Source organism: Hyphomicrobium sp. (assembly GCF_036262015.1).
Lineage (GTDB): Bacteria > Pseudomonadota > Alphaproteobacteria > Rhizobiales > Hyphomicrobiaceae > Hyphomicrobium_C.
Genome location: NZ_DATAJR010000006.1, coordinates 156,156 through 179,860, shown reverse-complemented (window position 1 = coordinate 179,860; position 23,705 = coordinate 156,156). Strand labels below are relative to the sequence as shown.

20 protein-coding genes are annotated in these 23,705 nt (G+C 62.6%); 3 read left to right on the top strand and 17 right to left on the bottom strand.

Annotated features, from left to right (window positions below; all coding sequences use genetic code 11):
• Positions 1-51: 51 nt before the first annotated feature.
• The 4 genes from VHO05_RS06410 to fabA all read right to left on the bottom strand — a co-directional run bounded on the left by VHO05_RS06410 (position 52) and on the right by fabA (position 3,837).
• Positions 52-906 (bottom strand): glutamate racemase, encoded by an 855-nt coding sequence (locus tag VHO05_RS06410; RefSeq protein ID WP_329645765.1) that lies wholly within the window; start codon positions 904-906, stop codon positions 52-54.
• A gap of 81 nt (positions 907-987) precedes the next feature.
• The gene (gene fabI / locus VHO05_RS06405; protein WP_329645861.1) at positions 988-1,863 is read right to left on the bottom strand and encodes an enoyl-ACP reductase FabI; all 876 of its coding nucleotides are present in this window, start codon (positions 1,861-1,863) and stop codon (positions 988-990) included.
• Between the two features lie 139 nt (positions 1,864-2,002).
• The gene (gene fabB / locus VHO05_RS06400; RefSeq protein WP_329645764.1) at positions 2,003-3,238 is read right to left on the bottom strand and encodes a beta-ketoacyl-ACP synthase I; all 1,236 of its coding nucleotides are present in this window, start codon (positions 3,236-3,238) and stop codon (positions 2,003-2,005) included.
• 62 nt (positions 3,239-3,300) lie between these two features.
• Positions 3,301-3,837, bottom strand: a complete 537-nt coding sequence (gene fabA, locus VHO05_RS06395; protein ID WP_329645763.1) for a 3-hydroxyacyl-[acyl-carrier-protein] dehydratase FabA — start codon at positions 3,835-3,837, stop codon at positions 3,301-3,303.
• A 437-nt stretch (positions 3,838-4,274) separates the two neighbouring features.
• Here fabA and irrA point away from each other — a divergent pair, with 437 nt between their 5' ends.
• Complete coding sequence (irrA, locus tag VHO05_RS06390) at positions 4,275-4,679, top strand: iron response transcriptional regulator IrrA (RefSeq protein WP_329645860.1); 405 nt, start codon at positions 4,275-4,277, stop codon at positions 4,677-4,679.
• A 60-nt stretch (positions 4,680-4,739) separates the two neighbouring features.
• Here the strand turns inward: irrA and VHO05_RS06385 are convergent, their stop codons facing one another.
• The gene (locus VHO05_RS06385; RefSeq protein ID WP_329645762.1) at positions 4,740-5,321 is read right to left on the bottom strand and encodes an SH3 domain-containing protein; all 582 of its coding nucleotides are present in this window, start codon (positions 5,319-5,321) and stop codon (positions 4,740-4,742) included.
• Positions 5,322-5,442: 121 nt separating this feature from the next.
• On the opposite strand from VHO05_RS06385, the gene VHO05_RS06380 reads away from it, so the two are divergent.
• Entirely contained in the window at positions 5,443-6,441 is a 999-nt protein-coding gene (locus VHO05_RS06380) for a D-glycerate dehydrogenase (protein ID WP_329645761.1), read from the top strand.
• A gap of 25 nt (positions 6,442-6,466) precedes the next feature.
• Here VHO05_RS06380 and VHO05_RS06375 read toward each other — a convergent pair whose 3' ends face one another.
• The 6 genes from VHO05_RS06375 to VHO05_RS06350 all read right to left on the bottom strand — a co-directional run bounded on the left by VHO05_RS06375 (position 6,467) and on the right by VHO05_RS06350 (position 15,866).
• The gene (locus VHO05_RS06375) at positions 6,467-7,663 is read right to left on the bottom strand and encodes a site-2 protease family protein (RefSeq protein ID WP_329645760.1); all 1,197 of its coding nucleotides are present in this window, start codon (positions 7,661-7,663) and stop codon (positions 6,467-6,469) included.
• 145 nt (positions 7,664-7,808) lie between these two features.
• Complete coding sequence (locus tag VHO05_RS06370; RefSeq protein ID WP_329645759.1) at positions 7,809-8,648, bottom strand: HesA/MoeB/ThiF family protein; 840 nt, start codon at positions 8,646-8,648, stop codon at positions 7,809-7,811.
• A 53-nt stretch (positions 8,649-8,701) separates the two neighbouring features.
• Entirely contained in the window at positions 8,702-10,507 is a 1,806-nt protein-coding gene (locus VHO05_RS06365) for an AsmA family protein (protein ID WP_329645758.1), read from the bottom strand.
• 609 nt (positions 10,508-11,116) lie between these two features.
• Complete coding sequence (locus VHO05_RS06360) at positions 11,117-11,524, bottom strand: hypothetical protein (protein ID WP_329645757.1); 408 nt, start codon at positions 11,522-11,524, stop codon at positions 11,117-11,119.
• A gap of 23 nt (positions 11,525-11,547) precedes the next feature.
• Positions 11,548-14,664 carry an efflux RND transporter permease subunit gene (locus VHO05_RS06355; protein WP_329645756.1) on the bottom strand — a complete coding sequence of 1,039 codons (3,117 nt, stop codon included), beginning with the start codon at positions 14,662-14,664 and terminating at the stop codon, positions 11,548-11,550.
• Between the two features lie 65 nt (positions 14,665-14,729).
• Positions 14,730-15,866, bottom strand: coding sequence for an efflux RND transporter periplasmic adaptor subunit (locus tag VHO05_RS06350; RefSeq protein WP_414653703.1), 1,137 nt, complete (start codon positions 15,864-15,866; stop codon positions 14,730-14,732).
• Between the two features lie 258 nt (positions 15,867-16,124).
• Here VHO05_RS06350 and VHO05_RS20220 point away from each other — a divergent pair, with 258 nt between their 5' ends.
• Positions 16,125-16,517, top strand: coding sequence for a hypothetical protein (locus VHO05_RS20220; protein ID WP_414653702.1), 393 nt, complete (start codon positions 16,125-16,127; stop codon positions 16,515-16,517).
• Positions 16,518-17,152: 635 nt separating this feature from the next.
• Here VHO05_RS20220 and VHO05_RS06345 read toward each other — a convergent pair.
• The 6 genes from VHO05_RS06345 to VHO05_RS06320 all read right to left on the bottom strand — a co-directional run bounded on the left by VHO05_RS06345 (position 17,153) and on the right by VHO05_RS06320 (position 23,638).
• Positions 17,153-18,205 (bottom strand): FAD:protein FMN transferase, encoded by a 1,053-nt coding sequence (locus VHO05_RS06345; protein ID WP_329645754.1) that lies wholly within the window; start codon positions 18,203-18,205, stop codon positions 17,153-17,155.
• The gene (locus VHO05_RS06340) at positions 18,202-19,011 is read right to left on the bottom strand and encodes a DUF4198 domain-containing protein (protein WP_329645753.1); all 810 of its coding nucleotides are present in this window, start codon (positions 19,009-19,011) and stop codon (positions 18,202-18,204) included. The genes VHO05_RS06345 and VHO05_RS06340 overlap by 4 nt, the downstream gene beginning before the upstream one ends.
• A gap of 21 nt (positions 19,012-19,032) precedes the next feature.
• Positions 19,033-19,545, bottom strand: a complete 513-nt coding sequence (locus VHO05_RS06335; RefSeq protein WP_329645752.1) for a DUF2271 domain-containing protein — start codon at positions 19,543-19,545, stop codon at positions 19,033-19,035.
• 11 nt (positions 19,546-19,556) lie between these two features.
• Complete coding sequence (locus tag VHO05_RS06330; protein ID WP_329645751.1) at positions 19,557-20,210, bottom strand: PepSY-associated TM helix domain-containing protein; 654 nt, start codon at positions 20,208-20,210, stop codon at positions 19,557-19,559.
• A complete protein-coding gene (locus tag VHO05_RS06325; protein WP_329645750.1) occupies positions 20,207-20,998 on the bottom strand; it encodes a tetratricopeptide repeat protein in 792 nt (263 codons plus the stop codon). Before VHO05_RS06325 ends, VHO05_RS06330 begins: the two co-directional genes overlap by 4 nt.
• 213 nt (positions 20,999-21,211) lie before the next feature.
• The gene (locus tag VHO05_RS06320) at positions 21,212-23,638 is read right to left on the bottom strand and encodes a TonB-dependent receptor (RefSeq protein WP_329645749.1); all 2,427 of its coding nucleotides are present in this window, start codon (positions 23,636-23,638) and stop codon (positions 21,212-21,214) included.
• Between the last annotated feature and the right edge of the window lie 67 nt (positions 23,639-23,705).

Here is a 23,705-nt window from a genome sequence, read left to right as displayed (position 1 = left end):
ATGAGACCGATGATTCACGCTTCGGACGGATAGGGTCCGAAGCGATCATGGTCAGTCCTCGTAGCGGCGAAAGCGCGGACCATCGCCTGCGAAGATGCGCGCCCGCTCGCTCGCCTCGTCCGGATCGCCCGTGGTGAACAGCACCGCTCCCTCTACGGAACCGTTGCTCCGATAGTGCGGGTGGCGAGACAGGTAGTCTTCGAGGCTATCCGCCACGATTTCGGGCTGCGAGAGGATGCGGGTCGCCGGCGGTAGATGGCGCCGGAATAAGTGCTCGACGAGCGGGAAGTGTGTGCAGCCGAGAATGGCGCGGTGGAGCGCCTCGCCGCCGGCTTGCGCCACCGCCCCATCGATGCCGGTTTGCACCAGGCGCTCCAGCTCGACCTCTTTGGCGCCCTGCTCGATGGCGCCAGCCAGCTCCGAGCAGACCTGCTGCACGACGGTGACCTTCGGACAGCGCTTACGGATCTCCTCGGCGTACACGTTGGAAGCGATCGTGCGCGTGGTGCCGAAGACGGCGATGCGGTCGGTCAGGAACTTCTGCGGATACTGCGGCGTGGTGACAGCCCACGGCGTCTGCGTGGCGGCTTCGACGGTGGGCGCGACGATGCCCACGACGTTGTACCCGTCAGCCTTCCAAAGAGTCGCGGGGAGCCATGTTTGCTGGAGGCGGCGCGCTGCGACCGCGGTTGCCGTGTTACAGCCGAGAACAACGAGCTTGCAGCCCCGCCGGAACAGCGCCTCGACCGACGCGCGGGTGAGATCAATGATCTCCTCCGAGGGCCTGTTGCCGTACGGAACGTGGGCATGATCGCCGAGATAGATAAAGGGCTGCTCGGGAAAGCGCCGGGTCAGCGCCGCGAGCACGGTGAGACCGCCGAGGCCGGAATCGAAGACACCAATCATGGGGACCTTTGTTTGCGCAGAAGCGCGGGCCGGGTCAACTGACGTTGGCTTCGTTCCAGATCTTGGCGGAGTAAGGGCGTGCTACTCGGCTGCTTCCGACGGCGAGCGTCCTGTCGCTGCGGCAGCTGCTTCCTGGTCGGCCGTCTTGAGGGCGTCCAGGCTCGGCATGGAAATGGTGCTGTAGCCGCAGTCCACGAAATGCACCTCTCCCGTCACGGCTGCCGAAAGGTCGGACAGCAGGTAGAGGGCCGAACCGCCAACATCGTTCAGGCTCGGCGTACGGCGGAGCGGAGAGTGCTCCTTCTGGAAATTGAAGATGACGCGTGCGTCCGACACGCCAGCGCCCGACAACGTGCGCATGGGACCTGCAGAGAGCGCGTTGACGCGGATGTTCTGCGGGCCGAGGTCTGCGGCCAGGTAACGGACGGACGCTTCGAGCGCAGCCTTTGCGACGCCCATCACGTTGTAGGACGGAACAGAGCGCGTCGCACCGCCGTAGCTCAGCGTCAGCAGCGATCCGCCGTTAGGCATCAGGGCCGTGGCGCGCTGTGCAATCTCGGTGAACGAGAAGCAGGAGATCACCATGGTGTTGGTGAAGTTGTCGCGCGTGGTGTTGACGTAGCGGCCGGCCAGTTCGCGCGGATCGGAGAAGGCGAGGGCGTGGACGACGAAATCGAGGCTGCCCCAGGCATCCTTGATGCGCGCGAAAGCGGCATCGACCGTTGCGAGATCGAGCACGTTAACTGGCTCGATGATCTCCGCGCCGATCGACTTGGCAAGCGGAACTGCGCGGCGGCCGAAGGCGCCGTCCTGATAGGTGAAGGCCAGCTCAGCGCCTTGTCCCGCGAGCGCGCGGGCGATGCCCCACGCGATCGAGCGATCGTTGGCCACACCCATGATCAAACCGCGCTTGCCCGCCATCAGCGGACCAGGCTTCGAAACGTCAAATTCGGCCATCGACGACCTCACACTCGCGCCAAAATTGCGGCCGATGTCGAACCAGCCGCGTCCTTGCCTATGAACCTTCATTCTTGGTCGTCCTCGAGAGGCGAGATGCCCCTACGGTCCGACCCCTTGCCCCGTCAGTCGCAAGATTTCAGCCATCATAGCGGCTGAAGACGAGAGTTGCATTTGTTCCGCCGAAACCGAAGCTGTTCGACATGACACAGTTAAGCTCTGCGTTGTCGATGCGGCTGCGAACAATCGGCATGTCTTCGAACTCGGGATCTAGCTCTTCAATGTTCGCACTCTCACAGATGAACTTGTTGCTCATCATGAGAAGCGAGAAGATGCTTTCCTGTACCCCAATAGCTCCCAAAGAATGTCCCGTAAGTGACTTGGTCGCGGAAATTTTGGGTATGGTCTTGCCTGCGAAAACCTGCCGGATGGCCTCGATCTCCTTCTGATCGCCCACCGGGGTCGCCGTCGCATGCGGGTTAATATAGTCAATCTGGCGACCCAGGCCCTTGCCGTCGAAGCCTTCCATGGCCTTCACCATGCAGCGCGCCGCGCCCTCGCCCGAGGGGGCCACCATGTCATGGCCGTCCGACGTCGCGCCGTAGCCGACGATCTCGCCATAGATCTTGGCGCCGCGCGCCTTGGCCCGCTCAAGCTCTTCAAGAACCAGCACGCCCGCGCCGCCGGCGATGACGAAGCCGTCGCGGTTCTTGTCATAGGCCCGGCTGGCCTTGGCCGGCGTGTCGTTGAAATGGGACGACATGGCGCCCATGGCGTCGAACAGGACAGAGAGCGTCCAATCCAACTCCTCGCAGCCGCCCGCAAAAATGACGTCCTGCTTGCCCCACTGGATCAGTTCGGCCGCGTTGCCGATGCAGTGCGCAGAGGTCGCGCAGGCCGAGGAAATCGAATAATTGACGCCCTTGATCTGGAAGCTCGTGGCCAGCGCCGCTGAGGGACCTGAGCACATGCCCTTCGGCACCTCGAAGGGACCGACCTTCTTGGGATCTTTTTCGCGCGCGGTGTCAGCAGCCCAGACGATCGCCTTCGTCGACGGTCCGCCCGAGCCCATGATGATGCCCGTGCGCTCGTTAACGACGTCGCCCGGCTCAAGGCCTGCATCGCGGATCGCCTGATCCATCGCGATGTAGTTCCAACCGACGCCCGCTTCCATGAAGCGTTTCGGCTTGCGCGGCACCTGGGCTTCCCAATCGAGCTTGGGGTCGCCATGCACCTGACAGCGGAATCCGAGCTCGGCGTACTTGTCCGCACGAACAATGCCGGATTTACCCTCTCGCAGAGAGGCGAGCACCTCTTGGGTCGTGTTCCCGATCGAGGACACGATACCCATGCCGGTGACGACCACCCGTCTCATCGACAACCCTTTCCTCGCCGCCCTGCAATGTTCCCGAACGCCATTTCTTCTCGTTTTCTGGCTTATCCGGCGGCGGGTGCTTCACCCACCTCAAACAGACCGACGCGCATATCCGTCGCGGTGTAGATGACTTGGCCGTCCGCTTTCAACGTTCCGTCCGCGATGGCCAACTTGAGCTTGCGCAAGATGACACGCTTCAGATCGACCACATATTCGACTTTCTTGACCGTAGGGAGGACCATTCCGGTGAACTTCACCTCGCCCACGCCAAGTGCCCGTCCACGCCCCGGCGCGCCCAACCAGCCGAGAAAGAAGCCGGTGAGCTGCCACAGCGCGTCAAGCCCGAGGCAGCCCGGCATCACCGGATCCCCCTGAAAATGGCACTTGAAGAACCAGTCCAGACGTTCGTTGCCCGCGACAGCAAGATCGGCAACGATCTGGCCTTTTTGATGCGCGCCTTCCGTTTCGGAGATGTGGGTGATGCGGTCAAACATCAACATAGGCGGCAGCGGCAGCTGCGCATTACCTGGGCCGAATAGTTCGCCGCGCCCGCAGGCCAACAAATCCTCGAAATCATAGCTTGAACGGCGCTCGGCCATCGATCAGCTTCGTCCCTCTGTCTTCTTCGGCCTCGGCCCGCGAAGGCGCTACCCTTCCGGAGCGCCTCAAAGCCGCGTTGTCCTAGCACATCCGACTGACGTTCAAACGATATTCAACGGCACCGTCAAGTCGCCGCATGGAAAAGGTGACGTATTGTCCAGAGAAGGGTGTGCGGATAAATAGGACGAGGCGGGACGAACTCGACACAAGGGCGCGAAGAAATCCTTTCTCAAAACAGCGTCTTGGGTGCCGGGTTGCGGTTCACCACTCCTGCTTCTATACTGACGTAGTTGGAGAATCCGGCCTTGATCACGGTCTGCCCCATGGGGGGTGCGGCCGACGGGGCCCATCGGGTCAACCATCGATGATCGAAGACACTTCTGAAGACCTCACGACCGGCACTGGCGACGAGATCGTTGCCGACAGCCTTGCACCAATGCAGTCCGCTATTGCGGAACGTCTGCGCAAGGCCGGGCTGCGTCCGACACGTCAGCGCGTGGCGCTCGGCGCGCTCCTGTTCGGCGGCGAGGACCGGCACGTCTCGGCCGAACTGCTGCATGCGGAAGCGCTTTCCTCCGGCGAGCAGGTTTCTTTGGCAACCGTCTACAACACGCTGCACCAGTTTACGGGCGTCGGCCTGTTGCGCGAGCTCGCGATCGATGGCGGCAAAGCCTACTTCGACACCAACACGTCGAACCACAACCACTTCTTCATCGAAGAGGACGGCAAGCTCATGGATATTCCGGGCGACTCGATCCGAGTCGACGGCCTGCCGGAGCCTCCCGAAGGGATGAAGGTGAGCCACATCGACGTGGTCGTCCGTCTCGTTCCCAAGACCTGACAGAGATTTCGGCGCGATTACTTCGGCGCATACCGTCGCGGCTGGCTGAACGCTCGCGCGTTACTTCACGACCTCGTTCTCGTACACGCCCCACAGCTGTTTCTGCGGCAGGTATCCGCGGAAGCGATCGATCGTGACGCTGCACCAGCGACCATCACAGCCGTGGATGTTGGCGATGACGCCCGCCTCAACGTTCACGACGGCGCGCGAGCTTTCGCTGTCGCTGCTGCGCACCGGGACCTGTGGGACAGGCTTGTCCGCCTTCACGTCCCACGGTGTGACCAGCGCCGTGCGTCGGCCGGACAGGAGCGATTGCGTGACCCACCCGGTCGCTCCTTCGGCATCGCGAACCTGCCGCCATCCTTCAAATTCGCTGATCACCTCGAGCGGCAGACCCGCCTGACGGAAAACCCACGCGGTCGGATAGTCCGTTCCAGGCCCCGAACGTAGGTTAACGCGATCCGCCTTCAGACTGACAAACCGGGGAATCGGGAGGCCACTTTCGGATTTGCCGGTTGGGGGCGCTCCAGGCGTCGTGGGCGCGGAAGATCCGGAAGAAGCGCCTGCCAGGGCTGCGCCCGTCCAAGTCACGAGCATCAGAAACGCCGCAGATCGGAGGCCGCCCCGGCAATTCAATTGCATCTCCCTCTCCAGAAAAGTCCCCGAATCTTTCGATCCCGGCCCTCAGACAATCCATCACTTTGTCACGGCGATGACCTTCTGTTAGACACAGCCCAAGATCTCATGCCGCGGTGGAATTGATATGCCCAACCCTGTGAAGAAGCCAGTCGTCATCGTAACGCGCAAACTCCCCGATGTGGTGGAAACCCGCATGCGCGAACTGTTCGATGCGCGTCTCAATACCGACGACACTCCGATGACTCAGGCGCAGCTTGCGGAGGCAGTCAAAGTCGCCGATGTGCTTGTGCCGACGGTCACCGACCGTATCGACAGGGCCGTGATCTCGCAGGCCGGCCCCCAGCTTCGGTTGATTGCCAACTTCGGTACGGGCGTGGACAACATCGACCTCGACACGGCACGCAATCGCGCGGTCACCGTGACCAATACGCCGGGCGTACTGACTGAAGATACCGCGGACATGACGATGGCCCTGATCCTCGCGGTGCCGCGGCGGCTGCCGGAAGGCGCCACCTATCTCAAGGATCCCAAGACCAAGTGGGCCGGCTGGTCGCCGACCTGGATGCTCGGAAACCGCATCTTCGGCAAGCGCCTCGGCATCGTCGGCATGGGCCGGATCGGCCAAGCCGTGGCGCAGCGTGCGAAAGCGTTCGGCTTGCAGATCCATTACCACAATCGCAAGCGCGTTTCGCTCGATATCGAGCAGGAGCTGGATGCGACGTACTGGGAAAGCCTCGATCAGATGCTGAGCCGTATGGACATCGTGTCGATCAACTGCCCGCATACCCCCGCGACCTACCATTTGCTTTCGGCGCGGCGCCTCAAGCTTTTGAAGCCGTCGGCCTACATCGTGAACACGGCGCGCGGCGAGGTGATCGACGAGAATGAGCTTGCGCGCTTGATCGAAGCCGGTTCGATCGCGGGCGCAGGTCTCGACGTCTACGAGCACGAGCCGGCCGTCAACCCGAAGCTCCTCGCGTCCGACCGCGTCGTCGCTCTTCCGCACATGAGCTCGGCGACCATCGAGGGCCGCATCGACATGGGCGAGAAGGTCATCATCAACATCAAGGCATTCCTCGACGGGCATTCTCCGCCGGATAAAGTCCACCCGGCGATGTTCTAGCCCCGCAGTCGCCTCCTCGACGCCGTCACGCCATGTAGTGGGCGACGACGGCGATGTAGAACGCGACGGTGGCGACGTATCCGGCGATCAGCCAGTTGCGTCCGGTTTCGGTGATGGGCTCCGCTCTGCGGGGCCCTTTTCGCGACTTGAGCAGCATCGGCGCCGTGAGAAGCAAAAGAACGGTCAGGACGTGCCATTCGAGATAAACCGCCACTCCGACGCCGATGATCAGCGCCAGCATATTGATGATCGCGGCGAACTCCGGATCCGAGGCCGATAGCGCCGCGTCTGCGACCTGGCCGCCGTCGAGCGGAAGCACGGGGGCGAGATTGAGGCCATTCAGAATGGCGCTGACGAGCGCCAGCTGCTCGAAAAGCGGATTACCGGTGGTGAAGGCGCCTATGAGAAACGCGCCCGTCGTCAGCAAGCTAAATCCCGGCCCCATCAAGGCGACGAAGCCACGCTCGGCCTCGCTTCTATGGGGCGCCGCCGAGACTGCAATGCCGCCAAAGAACGGAATGAAGTAGACACCCTGCACCGGCAGGCCGACCCAGCGCATTGCGATCGCGTGGCCGGATTCATGGATGACGAGCAGCGCCAGCAAGACGGCGGCGAACTTCCAGTCAAACAGATAAATGAAACTCGCGTAGGTCAGCGCTGCGGTCACGAGCGCTGCGCCGAGCTTGCTCGATGAGCGCTTTCCCGCAGTGCCAGCTGCCGCTTCGCAGTAGTCGCGCAAACGGCGGGCGTTCTGACGGGCTCCAACGGGCACAAGGATGCGGCTCAGGAAACCGGCGTGTGTCAGCTCGTGCACCATCGTGAGTTGCGTTCCGCCGGGTATCTCCTTCAACGTGCAGGCGACATAGTAATCGTGCCCCATCGCAACAGTGGGTGCGCTTCCCTCCTGCAGGATTTCAACCAAGAGGCCTTCGCGCGGTCTCATTTCGATCTCGCGGTAGGCCATCGGGACGACGCGGTTACCGACGGTCACGGTACCTTCGTAGACATCCTTCGATCCCGGCTTCAGGCGGACTGCGATTTCGATACGAGGCGGCCCTTCGAAAACGATGCTAAGCGCGGATACGGCCGCCCATACGTCCTCGAGTGACGCTTTGATATCGATCGATGTGACGTAACGCTTTCGATGCCGACCCAGCGCGACGTCAACGATGCCGCAGACGAGCGCGTAGAGCGTGCTGACTAGATCGGCGATCACGGACATCGCTTGTGACTCCCGATTTCGGGCCGCGCCATGGCGAAACGCCGGCGGAAGATCCGCCGTGCTCCCTTGTTGTGTTCATCAATGATGATTTGATGACCGAACAAGCCATATCCTGCTGTCGCGGCGGGAACAGCCACGGTGAATATTACGGGTTTGAGCAGGCGTTCTCGGCCATGTTCGAGGCCTGATGCGGCGTCAGATCGAAAATCGTCGGCTTCAGTCCTGTCAGCGGATTGTCGGGGTCCCAAGCCACGCGGATCGTTTCGAAACGCGGCTCTTTCGCATCGTAGAGAAGGAGCCGGCCGGCCAAGCTCTCTCCGGTTCCCGTCAACTCTTTCAAGACCTCGGCCGCCTGAAGCGTACCCATCACCCCGACGACCGCGCCCAACACGCCAACCTCAGAACAGTTGGCTACGGTGCCCGGCGGCGGCGCTTCGGGGAAGATGCATCGATAACTCGGATACGGCCTTCCATCCGCCGTCTTTTCGAACGGCTTCAGCGTTGTCAGATAACCGTCGAACGGCCCTACCGCCGCATGCACGAGCGGACGGGCCGCGAAGTAACAGGCATCCGAGACAAGGTATCGCGTCGCGAAGTTGTCGGAGCCATCGGCCACGAGATCGAAACGCGAGACGATGTCGGCGGCGTTCGACGCATCGAGGCGGGAAGGGAGCGTTTCCACAGTCACATGCGGATTGAGACGCGCGATGGTGTCCTTGGCGCTGTCCACCTTCAAGGTGCCGACAGAGGCCGTGGTGTGAAGTATCTGGCGCTGCAGATTGTCGAGCGAGACGCGATCGTCATCGATGATCCCCAGCGTGCCAACCCCCGCGGCCGCGAGGTAAAGCAACACCGGGCTGCCGAGGCCGCCGGCACCGATGACGAGCACGCGTGCGCTCTTTAGCTTGGCTTGGCCCTGACCGCCAATGTCATGCAGGACGAGATGGCGCTTGTAGCGCTGAATTTCATCGGGCGTGAGCGCCATGGTGTCTCCGCACTTTCGGCGCCGCAGGCTCTGCCGGTGCCCTCCTGGCTGCGTCAGCCCGGGTTGGGGTCCGTTGTCGAGAGCGCTGCCTTGCCCGGTTCGGAGCGCGTGACCGTCGGGGAGGACAGCGGACCATGTATTTTGAATGCGCCGACATCGCTCTGAGGTGCCACTTCGCCAAGCGCTCCGGAGATCGACAGTACGAGATCGACGGCATTCTTGTCGATATCGACTGTTCCGGCCGCAGTAACGCTGTGCGTTTCGGTCTGAGCCACGACTGACTCCGCCGTCAGGATGCCGCTCGCGGCCGAAAATTGCGCCGTGAGCCGGCTCACAGTTGTGGATCCTGCTGTCGCAGCGGCCCAACCTGCCGCCGCGACCGGCATTGTGGCGGCGCCGGGCAGCGCGTCGAGGCTGATGCCCACGCGCGCCCCCTCGCTCATCTCCAAGGATATCGTGCCGGCCAGTGACTTGCGAATGTCCGGCTCGCTCGCCCCAGTTGCGTTAAGGTCCATCCTGATGTCGCCGTTGCCATCGAGCCCCGCAGGTCCAAGACGCGGCGCCACGACGGTGGCCAGATCGATATCGTTCAGCTCGGCGCGGATCGCGTAGTGCGGTGCCGCTCCATTGACGTCCACGGTGAATTGCCCTTCGCCGGTCCCGCCCTGCTCAAGCTCGAGCTCGGCAATCTCGCCGTAGATTTTTCCGTCCCTGATCGACAGGCTCGCCGCACCGCGCCCCAACCGATCCGCACCGCTCATGACGTTGTTTGCCGACAGGCGGATGTCGGCATCCATATCGCGCAGGAAGGACGACGAGGCCAAACCGGGAGCACGCAAGCTCGCGAGCCAGTCTGACGCAAGGGCGAGCGCATAAGGGCGGGACTGCGCAGCGTAGGGCGTAACGTCGAAGCTTGCGAAGGCGAGCGTGCCTTCGATACACGGCCGTTTGAGACCAAGTTTTGCGGTGAGCGCGCCAGTCGCCGCATTTCCATCGAGCGTGAACTTTGCGTGCTCGAATGTCAGAGACCGGTCTTCGAGCGTCAGCGTGCCCTTGGCGGTGAACGGGCCCAGTCCAGGCCCTGCCGGCCAGGACGCGCCGAGCCAGCCAACGAGCTTACGCACATCGGAAATAGAAAGCTCTGCGTTGTCGGCCGTGATCTGCGCACGCTCACCTGCTGAGAGGCGGCCATTGAATGACGTCGAGAGGAAGTCTCCCTTGACGGCGGCGCGAACCTTGAGAGGGCTGTCGGCGTTTCCGTTCGGGAGCGAGAAGCGGACGTCGAAATCGAACGGTTCATCAAGAAATTCCAACCGTCCCTTCGCATTCACCATGCCACCGCGCTCAGAGGTGACTTCAGCGCTGGTGACGGTCATCTCGGTTTCGCCGTAGGTCGACTTCACGACGATGTCGACGTTCAGGAGGGTCAGGGTATTGAACTTGAATCCTGACAGGGCCGACACGATCGGACCGAGTTCGCTGGGTGTGCCCGATGGAGCGGACGGGCTCGTGAAAGAGGGAGCTGTGCGATCGACGACGAGTGTGGCTCCGTCGAGCACCAGATCCGCGCCACCGCCTGTCATCAAGGTGCGGAGCAGGGCTCCGACGCGGCTTTCTCCGCCCGTGGGATTGACGAGTGCGACGGTGCCTCTTTCGAGTGTGATCGCGGGCGACGCAAACAATGGCAGCGGAGCCGAGATCGTGACGCTGTCTCGCGAGTCAGCCCTGACCGTCGAACCCGGAATCGGCTCGCCTCGTCGCGCTCCAATCAGGACGGGAGCTACGAGCGCGGCGCCGATTGCTGCGATCAAAGCGATCGCAACGAAGAACGGGCGACGCTTGTCAGCTTTGCCGATCATAAGGCCGCTGTCCCGCACAAAGGATTTCAAAGTGAGATTGGTGTCCCTACGCTTGCCGAGCCTCGCAGGACCGACAAGCCACACCCTACTTACTGAACGCGATCACAGTGCGCAATACACCATGACGCGCCAAACCCGCGACGGATCAGCAAAAAAATTCATATCTTCAGATGGATATGTGGCCGCTCCCAAATTCCTGGATAGTCAGCCTGGTCACGTTTTTGCGATCACATTACGCGGGGGACAAATTCCTCCCCCGCGTTGCACTTTGTAGTTGCGATGTGAGCCGCAATAACCGCCCCGGACTTGCGGGCGAGCTTTCCATACAGTGTTCAGCCAGCCCAGCCGCCGGTACGGTAAGCGCGGTCGTACACAATCCTACCACCCACGTGACGGTGTGGTTTGCTTTGCGCCCACTCGATGCGCTTCACACACGGCCCTTTCGCACATCTGCCAAAGTACGCCTGACGCGGCTCGCTTTTGCCCCACTTGATCTCGTGCGCGAAAGCTCCGCCCACTCCATAGCCCAGCAAGCAGGCGACGATTGCCGCATATATCTTCAATGCACGCATAACAGTCCTCCTGTTGTTTGGGTTGCGCACGCCTCCCTCAGTCGATTTTGAAGCGTGCCTGCTCGGGCTCATGGCCGGGCAGCGTCAGCGACACGACAACCGTCGTGCCCTTTCCGGCGTTGAAGTTGCCTGTTCCCTTGAGGGTGTTTCCGCCTGCCGGCGCGAGCGCGACCATCTCGGTCTTGCCCTCGGCGAGGACAGTTGCCGACGCCTTGGCGGTGCTGAGGTCTTCCGCGTCTCCGTCCTCGGCGGTGATGTAGAGTTCGATCGTGCCGCCCTTCGCGACGAGCTCGAGGTGATGGTGGCCGCTGTGCGCGACGACGCCGCCGTGCTTGGCCCCTTCTTCGTGAGCCGCTCCCTTCGCATGATCATGCCCCTCGTCCGCAAAGGAGAGGTTCGCGCCGATGGCGAGGACTGCGAGAGAAAGGAAAAGTCGCTTCAACATTGGTAGCTCCGTGTTTGAGGTTGTCAGAAAGCTTCGGCGTGAATGTCTTGCTCCTTCTCGCCAGCCAACCGCTCCAACGGCTTGCGGCCGAAGAGCAGGAACAGGACCGGCGTGAGGAAGGCGTCGAGCAGGGTGGCGGTGACGAGGCCACCGAAGATGGTGATGGCGACGGGGCTGAGGAGTTCCTTGCCGGGCTCGTCAGCGCCGATCATGAGCGGCACGAGCGCGATACCGGCTGCCAGCGCCGTCATGAGTACGGGCGTGAGACGTTCAAGCGTGCCGCGGATCACCATCTCGCGCCCGAAGCGCTCGCCTTCGAAGAGAACGAGATTGATGTAGTGGCTGATCTTCAGGATGCCGTTGCGCGTCGCGATGCCGGTCAGCGTGATGAAGCCAATGGCGCTCGCGACCGAGAACGGCTGTCCTGTGATCCAGAGCGCAGCCACGCTGCCAATCAGGGCCAGCGGTACGTTGCCCATGATGATCAACGCGAGCGCGGTCGAACGATAGCGCGTGTAGAGCACGACAAAGATCAGCAAGAGCGAGACGACGGACAGAAGCGCAATCAACTGCGACGCTTCCTCCTGTGCCTGGAATTGGCCCTCGAGCCGCGTGAAATAGCCTTGCGGAAGGGGCGCAGCGGCAATCTCGGCGCGAGCCGCCTCGATGATCCGCGCCATGTCGGAGCCATCGGTGTTGGCGAGCACGGCGATGCGGCGCCGGCTGTTCTCGCGCAGGATCTGGTTCGGACCGTCCGTCTCGATGACATCGGCGACGCTCTTAAGCGGAATGCGACCGGCTGGGCTTTCGATCAGCATTTCGCCGAGTGCACGCGTCGTGCGATCGGCGTCCGACAGGCGAAGCACGACATCGAAGCGCTTATTCTGATCGATGACCTCGGACACGACACGGCCATTCGAGAGCGTTTCCAGCGTCTCGGTTATGGCGCTCGGATTGAGGCCGTATCGCTTGGCCTTTTCGTAGTCGACGCGCACCTGGAGCTCTGGGATGCGGACCTGCTTCTCGGTTTGCAGGTCGACGATTCCCGGGATGCGCCTCAGGCGCGCTTCGAGATCGGCAGCAAGGCTGCGCAGCGTGTCGTAGTCTTCGCCATAGATCTTGAGCGCGATCTGGGCGCGCACGCCCGAGAGCATGTGATCGAGGCGATGCGCGATAGGCTGACCGACGGTGATCGACGCCGGGAGCACGGAGAGACGCGAGCGAATGTCTGCAAGGACAGCCTCGCGGCGGCGTTCCGAACGCCTCAGATCGACGTCTAGCTCGCTCGTGTGAACACCTTCCGCGTGTTCATCCAGCTCCGCACGCCCCGTCCTGCGTCCAACCGAATGCACCTCCGGCACTTTCGCAATGAGGGTCTCCGCCAGTCGTCCGATGCGGTCGGATTCCGCGAGGCTAATGCCAGGCTGCAGAGACACGCTCACCAGAACGGTGCCCTCATTGAAGGAGGGCAGAAATGCGCGCGGAAGAAAGGTGGCGGAGACGAGCGCAGCGGCGACGGCCGCCACGGGGAAGCCAATGACGAACAGCGGGCGTTCGAAACACCACGTCAGACCGCGGCGCTGCCAGCGCTTCAGCACGCGCACGATGGGGCTCTCGTGTTCGGCGAGGTTCTTCATGCGCGGCAGTAGCCAGTATGCCAACACCGGCGTGACGGTCATCGAGACCACAAGGCTTGCGAGAATCGACACGATGAACGCGATGCCGAGTGGCGCGAACAGGCGGCCTTCGATGCCCGACATGGCGAACAAGGGCAGGAAGACGAGAACGATGATGGCTGTGGCGTAGAGAATACCGGTCCGGACCTCTATCGACGCCGACGCGACGACCTCCTCCAGCGAACGCTTGTCGCGACCACCCGCCGCGCGATGCAGACCGAGCCTTCGAAAGATGTTCTCGACGTCGACAACCGCATCGTCCACCAGTGCGCCGATGGCGATGGCGAGGCCGCCGAGGGTCATGGTGTTGATCGACAATCCCATCAGCTCAAACACAATCACCGACGTGAGAACCGAGAGCGGGATCGCGAGCAGGGAGATGAGGGTCGTCTGCCAGTTGAGCAGGAAGGCGAACAGCACGACGGCCACGACGACGAGGGCTTCGATCAGCACCTTCTTCAAGTTTGCAATCGAGGTCTCGATGAAGGTGGCCTGACGGAATTGGATGTCCGTGACGCGCACACCTTCGGGCATCACACGCTGCAGCTCCGGCAACACGCGCTCGATCTCTTTCGTGATCGTCACGGTGTCGGCGTTCGGCTGCTTCTGAACGCCGAGGATCACAGCGGGCTTGCCGTTGAAACCTGCGTCGCCGCGCTTGGTGCGCGCCGCGAAATCGACATTCGCGACTTGGCTCAACGTCACCGCCTGCCCCTCGCGATAGGCGACCACCAGGTTTCGGAGATCTTCGATACGCGACGAACGGCCAATGTTGCGGATCAGGAACTCGCGCGTCTTCTGGTCGACGAAACCGCCGCCCGTGTTGACGCCGAACGACTTGATGGCCTGCTCGATGGCCTCGAAGCCGATATCGAGACCGGTCATGCGGCGCGGATCCGGAATGACGCGGTACTGACGCACTTCGCCGCCGATCGGGATCACCTGCGATACGCCGGGGACCGTCAGGAGCTGCGGACGCACCGTGAAGTCTGCGATCTCGCGCAACGTCATCGGATCGGCCTTGTCGCCCGACATGGCGATCAACATGATCTCGCCCATCACAGACGAGATCGGGCCCATCTGCGCGACGACGCGCGGGGGAAGCTGCTCACGAACGAGCTGAAGGCGCTCGGCGACTTGTTGGCGGGCTAGATAGATTTCGGCCGACCAGTCGAATTCGACGTAGACAATCGAGAGACCGACGCCCGAGACAGATCGCACGCGGGACACGCCCGCCATGCCGTTCATCGCGGTTTCGATCGGGAAGGTGACGAGTTGCTCGACTTCCTCGGGCGCGAGGCCTTCGACCTCCGTCATCAGTGTGACGGTGGGCCGGTTGAGGTCGGGAAATACGTCGACCGGCAGCCGAGACAGCGTCGTCAAGCCGTACGCACTCATGGCGATAGCGGCGACGAGCACCAGAAGCCGGTTTGCAAGACTGCCGCGGACGATGGCGTTGAACATTTGCGGTTTCCTTTGTCGTGCTTCTTGCGGAAAACCGGTTCCCACTTTTCCGGAAGCACTTGTCCCTAGCGCACCTGATTGATGAGCTCGGACGCCTCCACGACCACCCGGTCGCCGGCAGCAAGGCCATGCGTGACCACCACTCGATCTCCGTCGAGGGGCGCGGTTCGAACCGGCTTCGGTGCGAACCGCTCGGGTGCGACCTTGACCCAGACCTGCGACAGGCCATTGCCGGCGCGCACGACGGACGCTGTGGGAACGACGATGCCTTCTGCAGGCGTGCCGTGTTGAATCAGAACCTTCACCGTGGCGCCGATGCCGAGCGAGGCATGCGGGTCGTCAACCTTGAACAGCATGGGCAGTGCCTGCTGGCGCAACGCCGGTGCCCGGCCGATGTAGGTGAGCGGAATCTTGTGACCTTGGACGTCCACGGCATTTGCCGACGAGACCGCGCCGTCGTCATCCTTGCCGGTGATGCCGATGGCCTCGATCCAGATGCGCTTCGGGTCGACGATCTCGAATAGCGTGTCGCGCGCGCTCACGACCTGTCCCGCCCGCACCGTGGCGACGGAGATAATCCCCGAGACAGGGGCCTTGAGTTGCAGACGCTCGGCGGCTTTCGGCTCGAGCACGCGCTTTTGCTCGCGCAGGGATTCGATCTCTGTCTTGGTGTCCTCGATCTCCCGCTGCGGGATGTAGTCGCCGGAAATCCGCGTGAGGCGCGCAAGCTTCTGCTCGGCGATGCGGAGCTTGCCTTCGACGTCCGCCGTGACCTGCTGCAGCGTGCCGCGCTCGTAGACGGGCATAGCAGGAGCAAGGAGCGCGAGCACGTCTCCCGCCGCGACCGTCTTGCCAACGAACGAGAGTTCTCCGTCCGCCAGCTCAATCTGGCCATCCATCGGCGCCTGGACGCGGCCTTCGAAAGCGGGATCTGCGATGACGGTGCCGACCAGCTCCGTGCCGCGTTGCGCCTTTTCCACGGCCGCCGGAACTGTTCGTACGTTCAGGAGACGTTGCGAGGCTTTCGGTAGAAAGACCTCGCCCGTGGGCAGCTTGGCCGGCGCACTACCTGCCGGCTGGGCCTTTGCTCCCTCGTCACCGTGGTCATGGCCCTCGTGGGCGAAAGGCTTGGCCGGCCACGCCGCTGCCAGGATGGCTGCAACGAGCAGGATTTCGGCGGTGTTTCGCGCATTTCGTACCATGCGGGCTGCTGGAAACTTGCGAACCTCGTTCGGGGTTGGATCATCGACGGGGATGCGCACGGGGCGGAATGCGAACGCGAGGCAGAAGCCGGCAAGCGCAACCAATCCGGCCGCGATCAAGAGGACGGGCCAGCTTAGGGACAAGGCCGCTGCGCCGTGCTCCTCGGCGGCGGCAGGGGCAATAACGAGCACGCCCGCGAGAAGATCCGCGGTATTGCCGGCCGTGACCACAAACGTCAGCGCCTTGCTGCCCGGCTCGTGGATCCATTCGCCTTCGATTTCGTAGGTGCCGTCACCGACTTCCTTGGCGGCCACGGGCGTAATGCCGTCGCCCATCACCTCGATCTTGGCGCCGTCGACCGGCTCGCTGGTCGCGATCTTGTCGAGGTAGATCGTGAGCCTGTGGCCTTCGGCCGTGGCGACCAGCTCCAACTCCGATCCCTCGGCAACGAGGCGCGGAATGGCTGGCGCCGCCGTAGCTGCCGGTTCGGGGCCGTGGTCGTGTCCCGGACCGGCGAAGGCTGCGGGAACAAAGACCAGAACAGCGAGAAGAAGTGCAAGTGCACGTGTCATGTCGAGCGCCTCGGATTCCGCGAGGAATTGCGAGCAACGCGACGGGAGAAACGGAGCTCGGCCTCGCAGCTCACATGAAGGAGCGACGGCAGAGACAGCGCGGTTTGAACCTGTCGGTTGCGGGTCGAGAGTCGTGGGGACCTACGAGCCCTGTCGCAGACGAATGACGTCTGCGACGCTCATGGTCAGGCCTAGCGTCCGCAGAGGTGCGGGGGGCCGGATCAGACCGCAGCGCGAGGAGGGCGGAGGAGGGGGGAGGTGAGCTGCCCGAGCGGAATGGCGACATGAGCAGCGGGCACGGCGGAGCGAGCTTGAACGGTGATCTTCAAGCCGCAATCGGCAGCTGGAACGGCGAACGAGCCGCAGCAGTGCACGTGCATGTGCACACAAACATGATCGATTGAACCCGGTTCATCGGAATTCGAGCGATCTTCATCGTGCACAGATTGAACGACGGGAACGTCCCCATCGTGTTGGTGAACGGAGGCATGGGTATGGACGCCATGCGGTCCGTGAGCATGCAGATCGAACGCCGCAAGAACACCCATATAGCCGCTCAGGCTGCTGGCACAGAGGGCCACAGCAACCAGGGCAACTCGCAGGATATGGCGGGCCGAAAGGTGCATACGTCTAGGAAAGCCTAAAGATTCGGTGCCGGTCAAGTGCAACGGATGGCCTCATCGTCGCGCCTAGATGTGGCGTTTCGATGGTGATCAATCAAGCATCGCGGCCAATGCGGGGCTCAAGTCTTCGCTGATGTGTCCCGCATCGAAGCGGACGAAACGCGCCGCAATGCCGTTCTCCGCCGCGAAAACCGGGGCTGCTTCCGGCCCCAAGACGGTCAGGACTGTTGCAAGCGCATCTGCGGTCATGCAGTCGGCCGCCACGATCGTTACCGACACGAGATCGTGCACAATCGGGGCTCCTGTGCGCGGGTCGAGCGTGTGCGAATAGCGCCGGCCCGCAACATCGAAGTAGCGCCGCTCGTCGCCGGAGGTCGCGACCGAGAGACCGCTGAGCGCCAGAACTGTATCCGGGAGAACATATCCGGTATTCTGCGCACCGCGCGGCCGTTCAAGCTCGATCCACCACGGCGTCCCATCCGGCTTGAGGCCCTCGCCGCGCAACTCGCCGCCGATCTCGACCAGCATGTTGGCGATACCTTGCCGCTGCAGATGCCGAATAACCTCATCAACGGCGAAACCCTTCGCAATGGACGACAAGTCAAGATGAAGGCCGCCGGGCTGATAGGCGCTTGCGGTCTGCCCGTCGAGGAGGACGCGCTGCCAGCCGCCTTGCGCACGGGCCTGTTCGAGCGAAGCCGTATCCGGGATGCCCGAGCGTTGCGCTCCGGGGCCGAAGCCCCACAGTTTGACCGAGGCGCCGAGCGTCGGATCGTAGGCGCCGCCGCTGCGCTCAGCCCAATCGAGAGCGGCGGACAGCACCTTGAAAAATCCATCCGGCAGGCGATGCCAGGTTCCAGCTGCGGCGGTGTTGAAGCGCGTGATGTGAGAGGCGGGCTCCCACGGACTCATCTCGTCGATGATCCGGGCTAACACGGCTTCGATGCCCTGCCGGAGCGGCGACAAATCCGTACCAGCAGGCACCGCGATCTTGGCGGACCATGTGGTTCCCATGGTCTCGCCGCCCAGCGTCTCGATGCGAAGCACCCGCAGCGCGGCGAACGACGGCGGCAGTGCGACCCGCTCGGGGATCAGCACCCGCCGCTCGTCTTCGTTGACGCGTTGTGCGGGCGCTCCGCTCACTGGGGCAGGACTTCGAGCGTCACGGCGTAGCTCGCGCGACGCTCCTTTGCCTCCTTGATGGCCGACTTGTCGTCGGTCACGGCAGCTTCCATCCAGTACATGCCGGGCTCCGGCCACTTGAACTTGAAGACGCCCTTGTCGTCGGAAGTGACAGTCGTGTCCTCGAGTTTGTTGCGATAGCGGATGCCGCCGCGCACGATTTCGACCTTCACGCCTGCAGCCGGCTTGCCGTCGAGGAGCAACTTGAACTCGGCCTCGTCGCCTTCAACGAGATCGTTGGGATGCGTGATCGGCTCCATCTCGAGGCCCGAGCCGACGGGCTTCAACGCGGTCTCGTCAGGCTTTCCGGCGGTGACGAACGTTTCCAGACGGCGCTGTGCGTGCGTGACCACGACGTCCGTCGCGGAGGCCGGAATTTCCTTCGCAATGTTCTCCGGCTTTCCGCGCCAGCGCTTCTCCTCGCCGTTCTCCTTGTAGCGGGCGAACACGTTGTCGGAGACCATGGCGACGCGATAGGTGCCCGGTGTTTTCAACGAAACGTCGAAGCTGCTGCGATACTTGCCCGTGCTCGTGTTCTCGGGCGTGATCTTGCTGCCGTCCGGTGCCGTCACCACCAAATTGTCGAGCGGAAGCGGGCGGTGATCGAAGTAGAAGAGATCGTTCGAGGCCGCGGCGTCGATCGTCACGGCCAGGTCGTCTTTGCCGGAGAGGACCGTCGACGACGGCAGTAGCCAAGCCTTGTGCGCGTGCGCCGAAACCGGAACCAGGAGTGCGAGCGCAGCGGCTGCGCGGATGAATGACTTCATGGTGGGATCTCCTCGGTCGGATCAGGGCTTGACGTTGACGTCGACGGCGCCGAGCTCATGCTCGCCTTTGGCGTTGAGCGCGGTGCCCTTCTCGGGCGGCCATTGCAGAGGAATGCGGAGAACTTCGCGGCCGCCGACTTCGCGTGCGGCTTCGACGATGAGCTGATACTCGCCCGGCGCGAGATCCTTGAGCGCCGCGTGCGTTGCATCGAGCTTCACGACATGGCTGCCGGGGGCGCGTGTTGCACTCGTCAGGCCGTCAGCGGGAACCTTCAGATCGCGCCCAGAGCGGCGCCACCACTGACGAAGGTCCTTCAGCCATTTGTCGCCTTCGTTCTTCTTGTTGGCGACGTCGTACCAAACAGCGAGGTTCGCGGCGACGCTCTGATCGGGCCGCTCCAGCCAAACCGCCACATACGGCTTGTGGTATTCGGCGACATCGAGCTTCGGTACTTCAATGGAGATTTCCATTTCGCCGGCCAGCGCCGGAGACGCCAACAGCCCGGTGAGGCCGACTGAGAGAAGAATGCGCATTATCACCCTCGTTAGTGGATCAAGAAGATGGCTAGAAGCACGGGGATGCCGAGGCCCAAGCCGACGAGCGGCCATGTTGAGCTGCGGCCCTTGGCGTACATCTGGAGAAGCAACAGGCCCGTGATGCAGAACACGATGCTGCAGAGCGCGAACACGTCGATGAAGAGGCTCCACGCGGAGCCGGTGTGACGGCCCTTGTGGAGGTCGTTGAGGTAGGAGATCCAGCCGCGATCGGTCACTTCGTAGGTCACGTCGCCGCTCTTGCGATCAACCGAGACCCACGCATCGCCACCGGGGCGGGGGAGAGAAATGTAAACCTCGCCGTCGGACCACTCGGCTTCCCGGCCGCTTACATCCACTCCGACAGCGCTCGCGACGGCGGATGCGAGCGGCGCGAGGACGACGGCGCGTCCGGTTTTCGGCGCGTTCGCGATGTCGGCTAGAACGGCCTCGGGAAGCGTCGCCTCTTGGGTCGACACAGCGGGTTTCGATTCAATCAGGGAGGAATGGTTGAGCGTGATGCCCGTGATTGCGAACAGCAGCATCGAGACGAGGCTGATAGCGCCACTGATCCAATGCCACTGCCGAAGCTGACGCATCCATTGCGCACGGCGGTTGGCCTGCGCTGCGCGATCAGCCGCAACATCCCGGACGTTGACGTTCACTTCGAGCCCCCCTGCTCGCCGGACATTTCCCTCAATACGAAAGCGCGAAGCTCCGGATGGTCGTGCGTTCCCAGAACATTCAGCGCCTCGCGGCGAAAGTCAGCCGGTGCGTGCGCAAGAGACGTCCGGAACCAATGAATTCCGTCGCCGATGCGGCCAGCTGCGACAAGAAAGCGTCCGTGATGGAACTGGCCGCGGAAGCAGCCCCGTTCGGCGGCCCAGCGCGACCAGAGGGCGGCAGAGCGGACGCGCCGACGCGGCACGTCCGAACCTTCGCGAAATCGTCCCAGCATGTTCATGGCTTTGGGATTGCCGCGGCGCGCCGAGCGCACAAGCAATGTCACGGCCTTTTTTTCATTGTGCGGCACGCCACGGCCCTGCGCGTACAGGCTCGCAAGATTGAACTCTGCCCAAGCGTGACCCTTCGCAGCCGCTTTCCCGAACCACTCGGCCGCCTCATGCAAATCGAGTGGGACGCCCCATCCCAACTCATAGCAACGGCCGACCATGTTGAGCGCTTCCGGATCTCCACTGCGCGCTGCGATGGTGAACCAGCGGAAGGCCGCTTCGCGATCGCGCTCGACGCCGTGACCATGGAGAAGGCGACGCGCCCAGCCGATCTGTGCATCTACGGAGCCGGTCACGGCCTCTTTGCGGAGCGCGTCGGCTGAGATTTCAGAATGACCCGTCTCGGCGTCTTCAACGCGGACGTAGAGCGTCTTAAAGGCCATGCCTTCCGCCACTGCCAGCTCGAAGTCATCGTCAATTCTGACGTCGGCGCCCATCATCGCTCTGCCTGCACGCAAACCTGATCTTCGAAGTCCGCAAGCATCATAGTCGCCGAACATAGTCAAGAATAGTCAGAACCGCTGGCCGCCAGAGATCCGGGCGTTTCAGCCTAAGGGCGACAGATGCGTCTTTTGGCGCGAAATAAAATGCAGAAGGGCACGGTGCGCCCTTCTGCGGTTTGATTATCGTCGATCGCGGGCGATCGCAGCGTTCTAGAACTTCTTCCCGACAGAGAAGATCGCGCTCCGACCGGCCGACGGGGTGGCGCGGTTGTTGAACGACGCGTCGTAGTTCAACTCGTCGGTCAAGTTGTAGCCGTTGACGGCGAGGCGCCAACCATCCAGCTCGTAGGCCAGCATCGCATCGAGGCTGAAGAGCTCGGGGATGATGTACTGGTTGGCGCTGTTGTTCACCGCGAACATATCGGACTGGTAGAGGATGCCGCCGCCGATGGTCCACTTGCCCGGGCCCGAGATCAGGCTCTCGGAGAGATTGTAGGTGGTCCAGATAGAGAAGGCGCTGTCGGGTACGCCGCCGATCTCGTTGCCGACCACGGATTTGTGGCTCACCGGGTTCGTCGCCAGACTGGCTGTAATCTCGCTGTCGAGATAGGTATAGCCTGCTTGCACGACCCAGGCTCGCGTCACCTGACCGGCGATGCCGAATTCGACACCACGAACTCGTTGCGACTCCCCGGTCTGGATTAGCGTTCCAGGATCGTCGGGGTTCGGCGTAACGACACCGTTCTTCTCGACCTGGAAGACAGCGGCGGTTAACCCGAGCCTATCACTAAGGACACTCCACTTGGCGCCGGCCTCCCAGCTCTCGTTCTCTTCAATCGCATTCTGCGGAATGTTGTTCGCGATCGGGTTCAGCGAGTTCGTTACGAACTGACCAACGGGCGATGCCGCACGGGACCAAGACACATAGTAGGTCTGGGAGCTCGTCGGTTCCCAGATCAGGCTGACCTTGGGGCTCCAGTAATCGCCTTCGGAACTACCATCGATACCGACAACAGTGTTACCCGGTATAGTCGGGGTACCTCCACGGAGGTTGAAGTTGTAGTCGAACGTCGTCCAGCGAACGCCGGCGAGAACAGATAGCTCCGGAGTGAACCAGACGCGGTCGCTCGCAAACAGGCCGATTTCAAGGCCATCACTCGTTCGATCGTTGGCCGGATTACGAATAATGTCATAGCCGTCGGTGTAACGAATCCCAGGGTTGCGGATCGGCGTGTTCGCGACCTTGTTGATTTGACCCCAACCGGGGCGATCATCCTCCTGATAGAACACGTCGATGCCGGCCACGGCTTCGTGCTTCAATCCGCCAGTCTGGAATCGGGCGAGCGCGCTCGCTACGTTCTGGAAGCCCCAGGAGTCCTGCTTGATGGTCGGGTTGCCACCGCTGAACCCGATATTTGGATTTCCTCCGTTGAGGAAGGAGTCAGCGCAAGTGCCTGTGCAGGTGGGGCCAGTCGTCGAGAAGTCGCGTTGGTAAAATGCCAAGCGCGTGTCGTTGAAGAACGTGAGCCCGCTGTTGACGCGATGCTGCAGCTTGGACGTGATGATGTCCACGTCCGTCTCGTCGTGATCCGTGATACGGCCGTAGAACGACGAGCGAGGAACGCCCAATTCTGTCGCCGGCAAGCCGCCGGTCGCTTTCGTCGACTTGACGATACTCGGCACGCCGTAGTCGGGCGTGCGTTCGCCGGACTGGTGGAGGTAGTTGAGCGTCCAGACGGTGTCGGTGCCGAGGCCTAAGCCGATCGAGCCGAGGAAGCCCCAGCGCTCGGATTCGACGTGGTCGCGATCGGGCATGTCCTGATCGTGATAGAGCGCGACGCCGCGCATGGCGGTCGTAGCGTTCACCTGCTTGTTGATGTCGACGATGGCGCGGTACATGTTGTCGGTACCGATGCTGAAATCGACGCTGTTGGCATCGCCCAGATGCGCCGTCTTCTGACGCAGGTTGATCACGCCACCCGTGGTACCGGCACCGAAGCTCTCGGAAGCGGGTCCCTTGAGCACCTGGACTTCTTCAGTCGCGAAGCTGTCGCGCACGTAGACGCCGAAGTCGCGCAGGCCGTCGACATACAGGTCACCCTTGGCTTCGAAGCCACGAATGCGGAACTGGTCGCCGTTGAAGCCGCCGCCGCCTTCGCCGATGGCGACGGTGACACCCGGCACGTTGCGCAGCGTCTGCTCGACAGTGTTGGTGTTCTGCTCTTTCTGCTGCTGCTGCGAAACGACATTGACGACTTGTGGCTGGTCCTGCACCGAGCCTGGCAGACGGCCGATGCCCGTGCCGGCTTCAAGCGAGTTGCCGGTGGAGGGCGTGAACGCTGCGTCCGGATTCGGAGCTGCGTTCGAAGGCTCGGACGCCGACGGAGGAACGGGCGCGGGAGATGCAGCCGGAGCTGGCGTGGATTTTTTAGCCGGGGCCTTCTTGGCTTGAGCCTTCTTGGCCGTCACTTCGAGCGGCGGAAGCGGCGTTGCATCTTCCTTGGCCGCCTCCTGAGCGCCCGCGCTGGTCGCGAGCAATACCGAAGCCAAACCCAACGAAACTGCACCAAGTGAACTGTTCTCAGTGTTCAACGCAACCGGCACCCAGCCACGCGACAGCTCATCACCCAAGCTCATTCTGAAAATCCCCCAGTGTAGAAACAATCAGTCACGGGGTACGCAAGTAGCAGTCCAGCCGTAACTC

Bases quoted from the DNA above. Each gene is read 5' to 3' on its own strand.
- VHO05_RS06410 (WP_329645765.1), bottom strand. From the start codon at position 906: ATGATTGGTGTCTTCGATTCCGGCCTCGGCGGTCTCACCGTGCTCGCG.
- fabI (WP_329645861.1), bottom strand. From the start codon at position 1,863: ATGGCCGAATTTGACGTTTCGAAGCCTGGTCCGCTGATGGCGGGCAAG.
- fabB (WP_329645764.1), bottom strand. From the start codon at position 3,238: ATGAGACGGGTGGTCGTCACCGGCATGGGTATCGTGTCCTCGATCGGG.
- fabA (WP_329645763.1), bottom strand. From the start codon at position 3,837: ATGGCCGAGCGCCGTTCAAGCTATGATTTCGAGGATTTGTTGGCCTGC.
- irrA (WP_329645860.1), top strand. From the start codon at position 4,275: ATGCAGTCCGCTATTGCGGAACGTCTGCGCAAGGCCGGGCTGCGTCCG.
- VHO05_RS06385 (WP_329645762.1), bottom strand. From the start codon at position 5,321: ATGCAATTGAATTGCCGGGGCGGCCTCCGATCTGCGGCGTTTCTGATG.
- VHO05_RS06380 (WP_329645761.1), top strand. From the start codon at position 5,443: ATGCCCAACCCTGTGAAGAAGCCAGTCGTCATCGTAACGCGCAAACTC.
- VHO05_RS06375 (WP_329645760.1), bottom strand. From the start codon at position 7,663: ATGTCCGTGATCGCCGATCTAGTCAGCACGCTCTACGCGCTCGTCTGC.
- VHO05_RS06370 (WP_329645759.1), bottom strand. From the start codon at position 8,648: ATGGCGCTCACGCCCGATGAAATTCAGCGCTACAAGCGCCATCTCGTC.
- VHO05_RS06365 (WP_329645758.1), bottom strand. From the start codon at position 10,507: ATGATCGGCAAAGCTGACAAGCGTCGCCCGTTCTTCGTTGCGATCGCT.
- VHO05_RS06360 (WP_329645757.1), bottom strand. From the start codon at position 11,524: ATGTTGAAGCGACTTTTCCTTTCTCTCGCAGTCCTCGCCATCGGCGCG.
- VHO05_RS06355 (WP_329645756.1), bottom strand. From the start codon at position 14,664: ATGTTCAACGCCATCGTCCGCGGCAGTCTTGCAAACCGGCTTCTGGTG.
- VHO05_RS06350 (WP_414653703.1), bottom strand. From the start codon at position 15,866: ATGGTACGAAATGCGCGAAACACCGCCGAAATCCTGCTCGTTGCAGCC.
- VHO05_RS06340 (WP_329645753.1), bottom strand. From the start codon at position 19,011: ATGAAGTCATTCATCCGCGCAGCCGCTGCGCTCGCACTCCTGGTTCCG.
- VHO05_RS06335 (WP_329645752.1), bottom strand. From the start codon at position 19,545: ATGCGCATTCTTCTCTCAGTCGGCCTCACCGGGCTGTTGGCGTCTCCG.
- VHO05_RS06325 (WP_329645750.1), bottom strand. From the start codon at position 20,998: ATGATGGGCGCCGACGTCAGAATTGACGATGACTTCGAGCTGGCAGTG.
- VHO05_RS06320 (WP_329645749.1), bottom strand. From the start codon at position 23,638: ATGAGCTTGGGTGATGAGCTGTCGCGTGGCTGGGTGCCGGTTGCGTTG.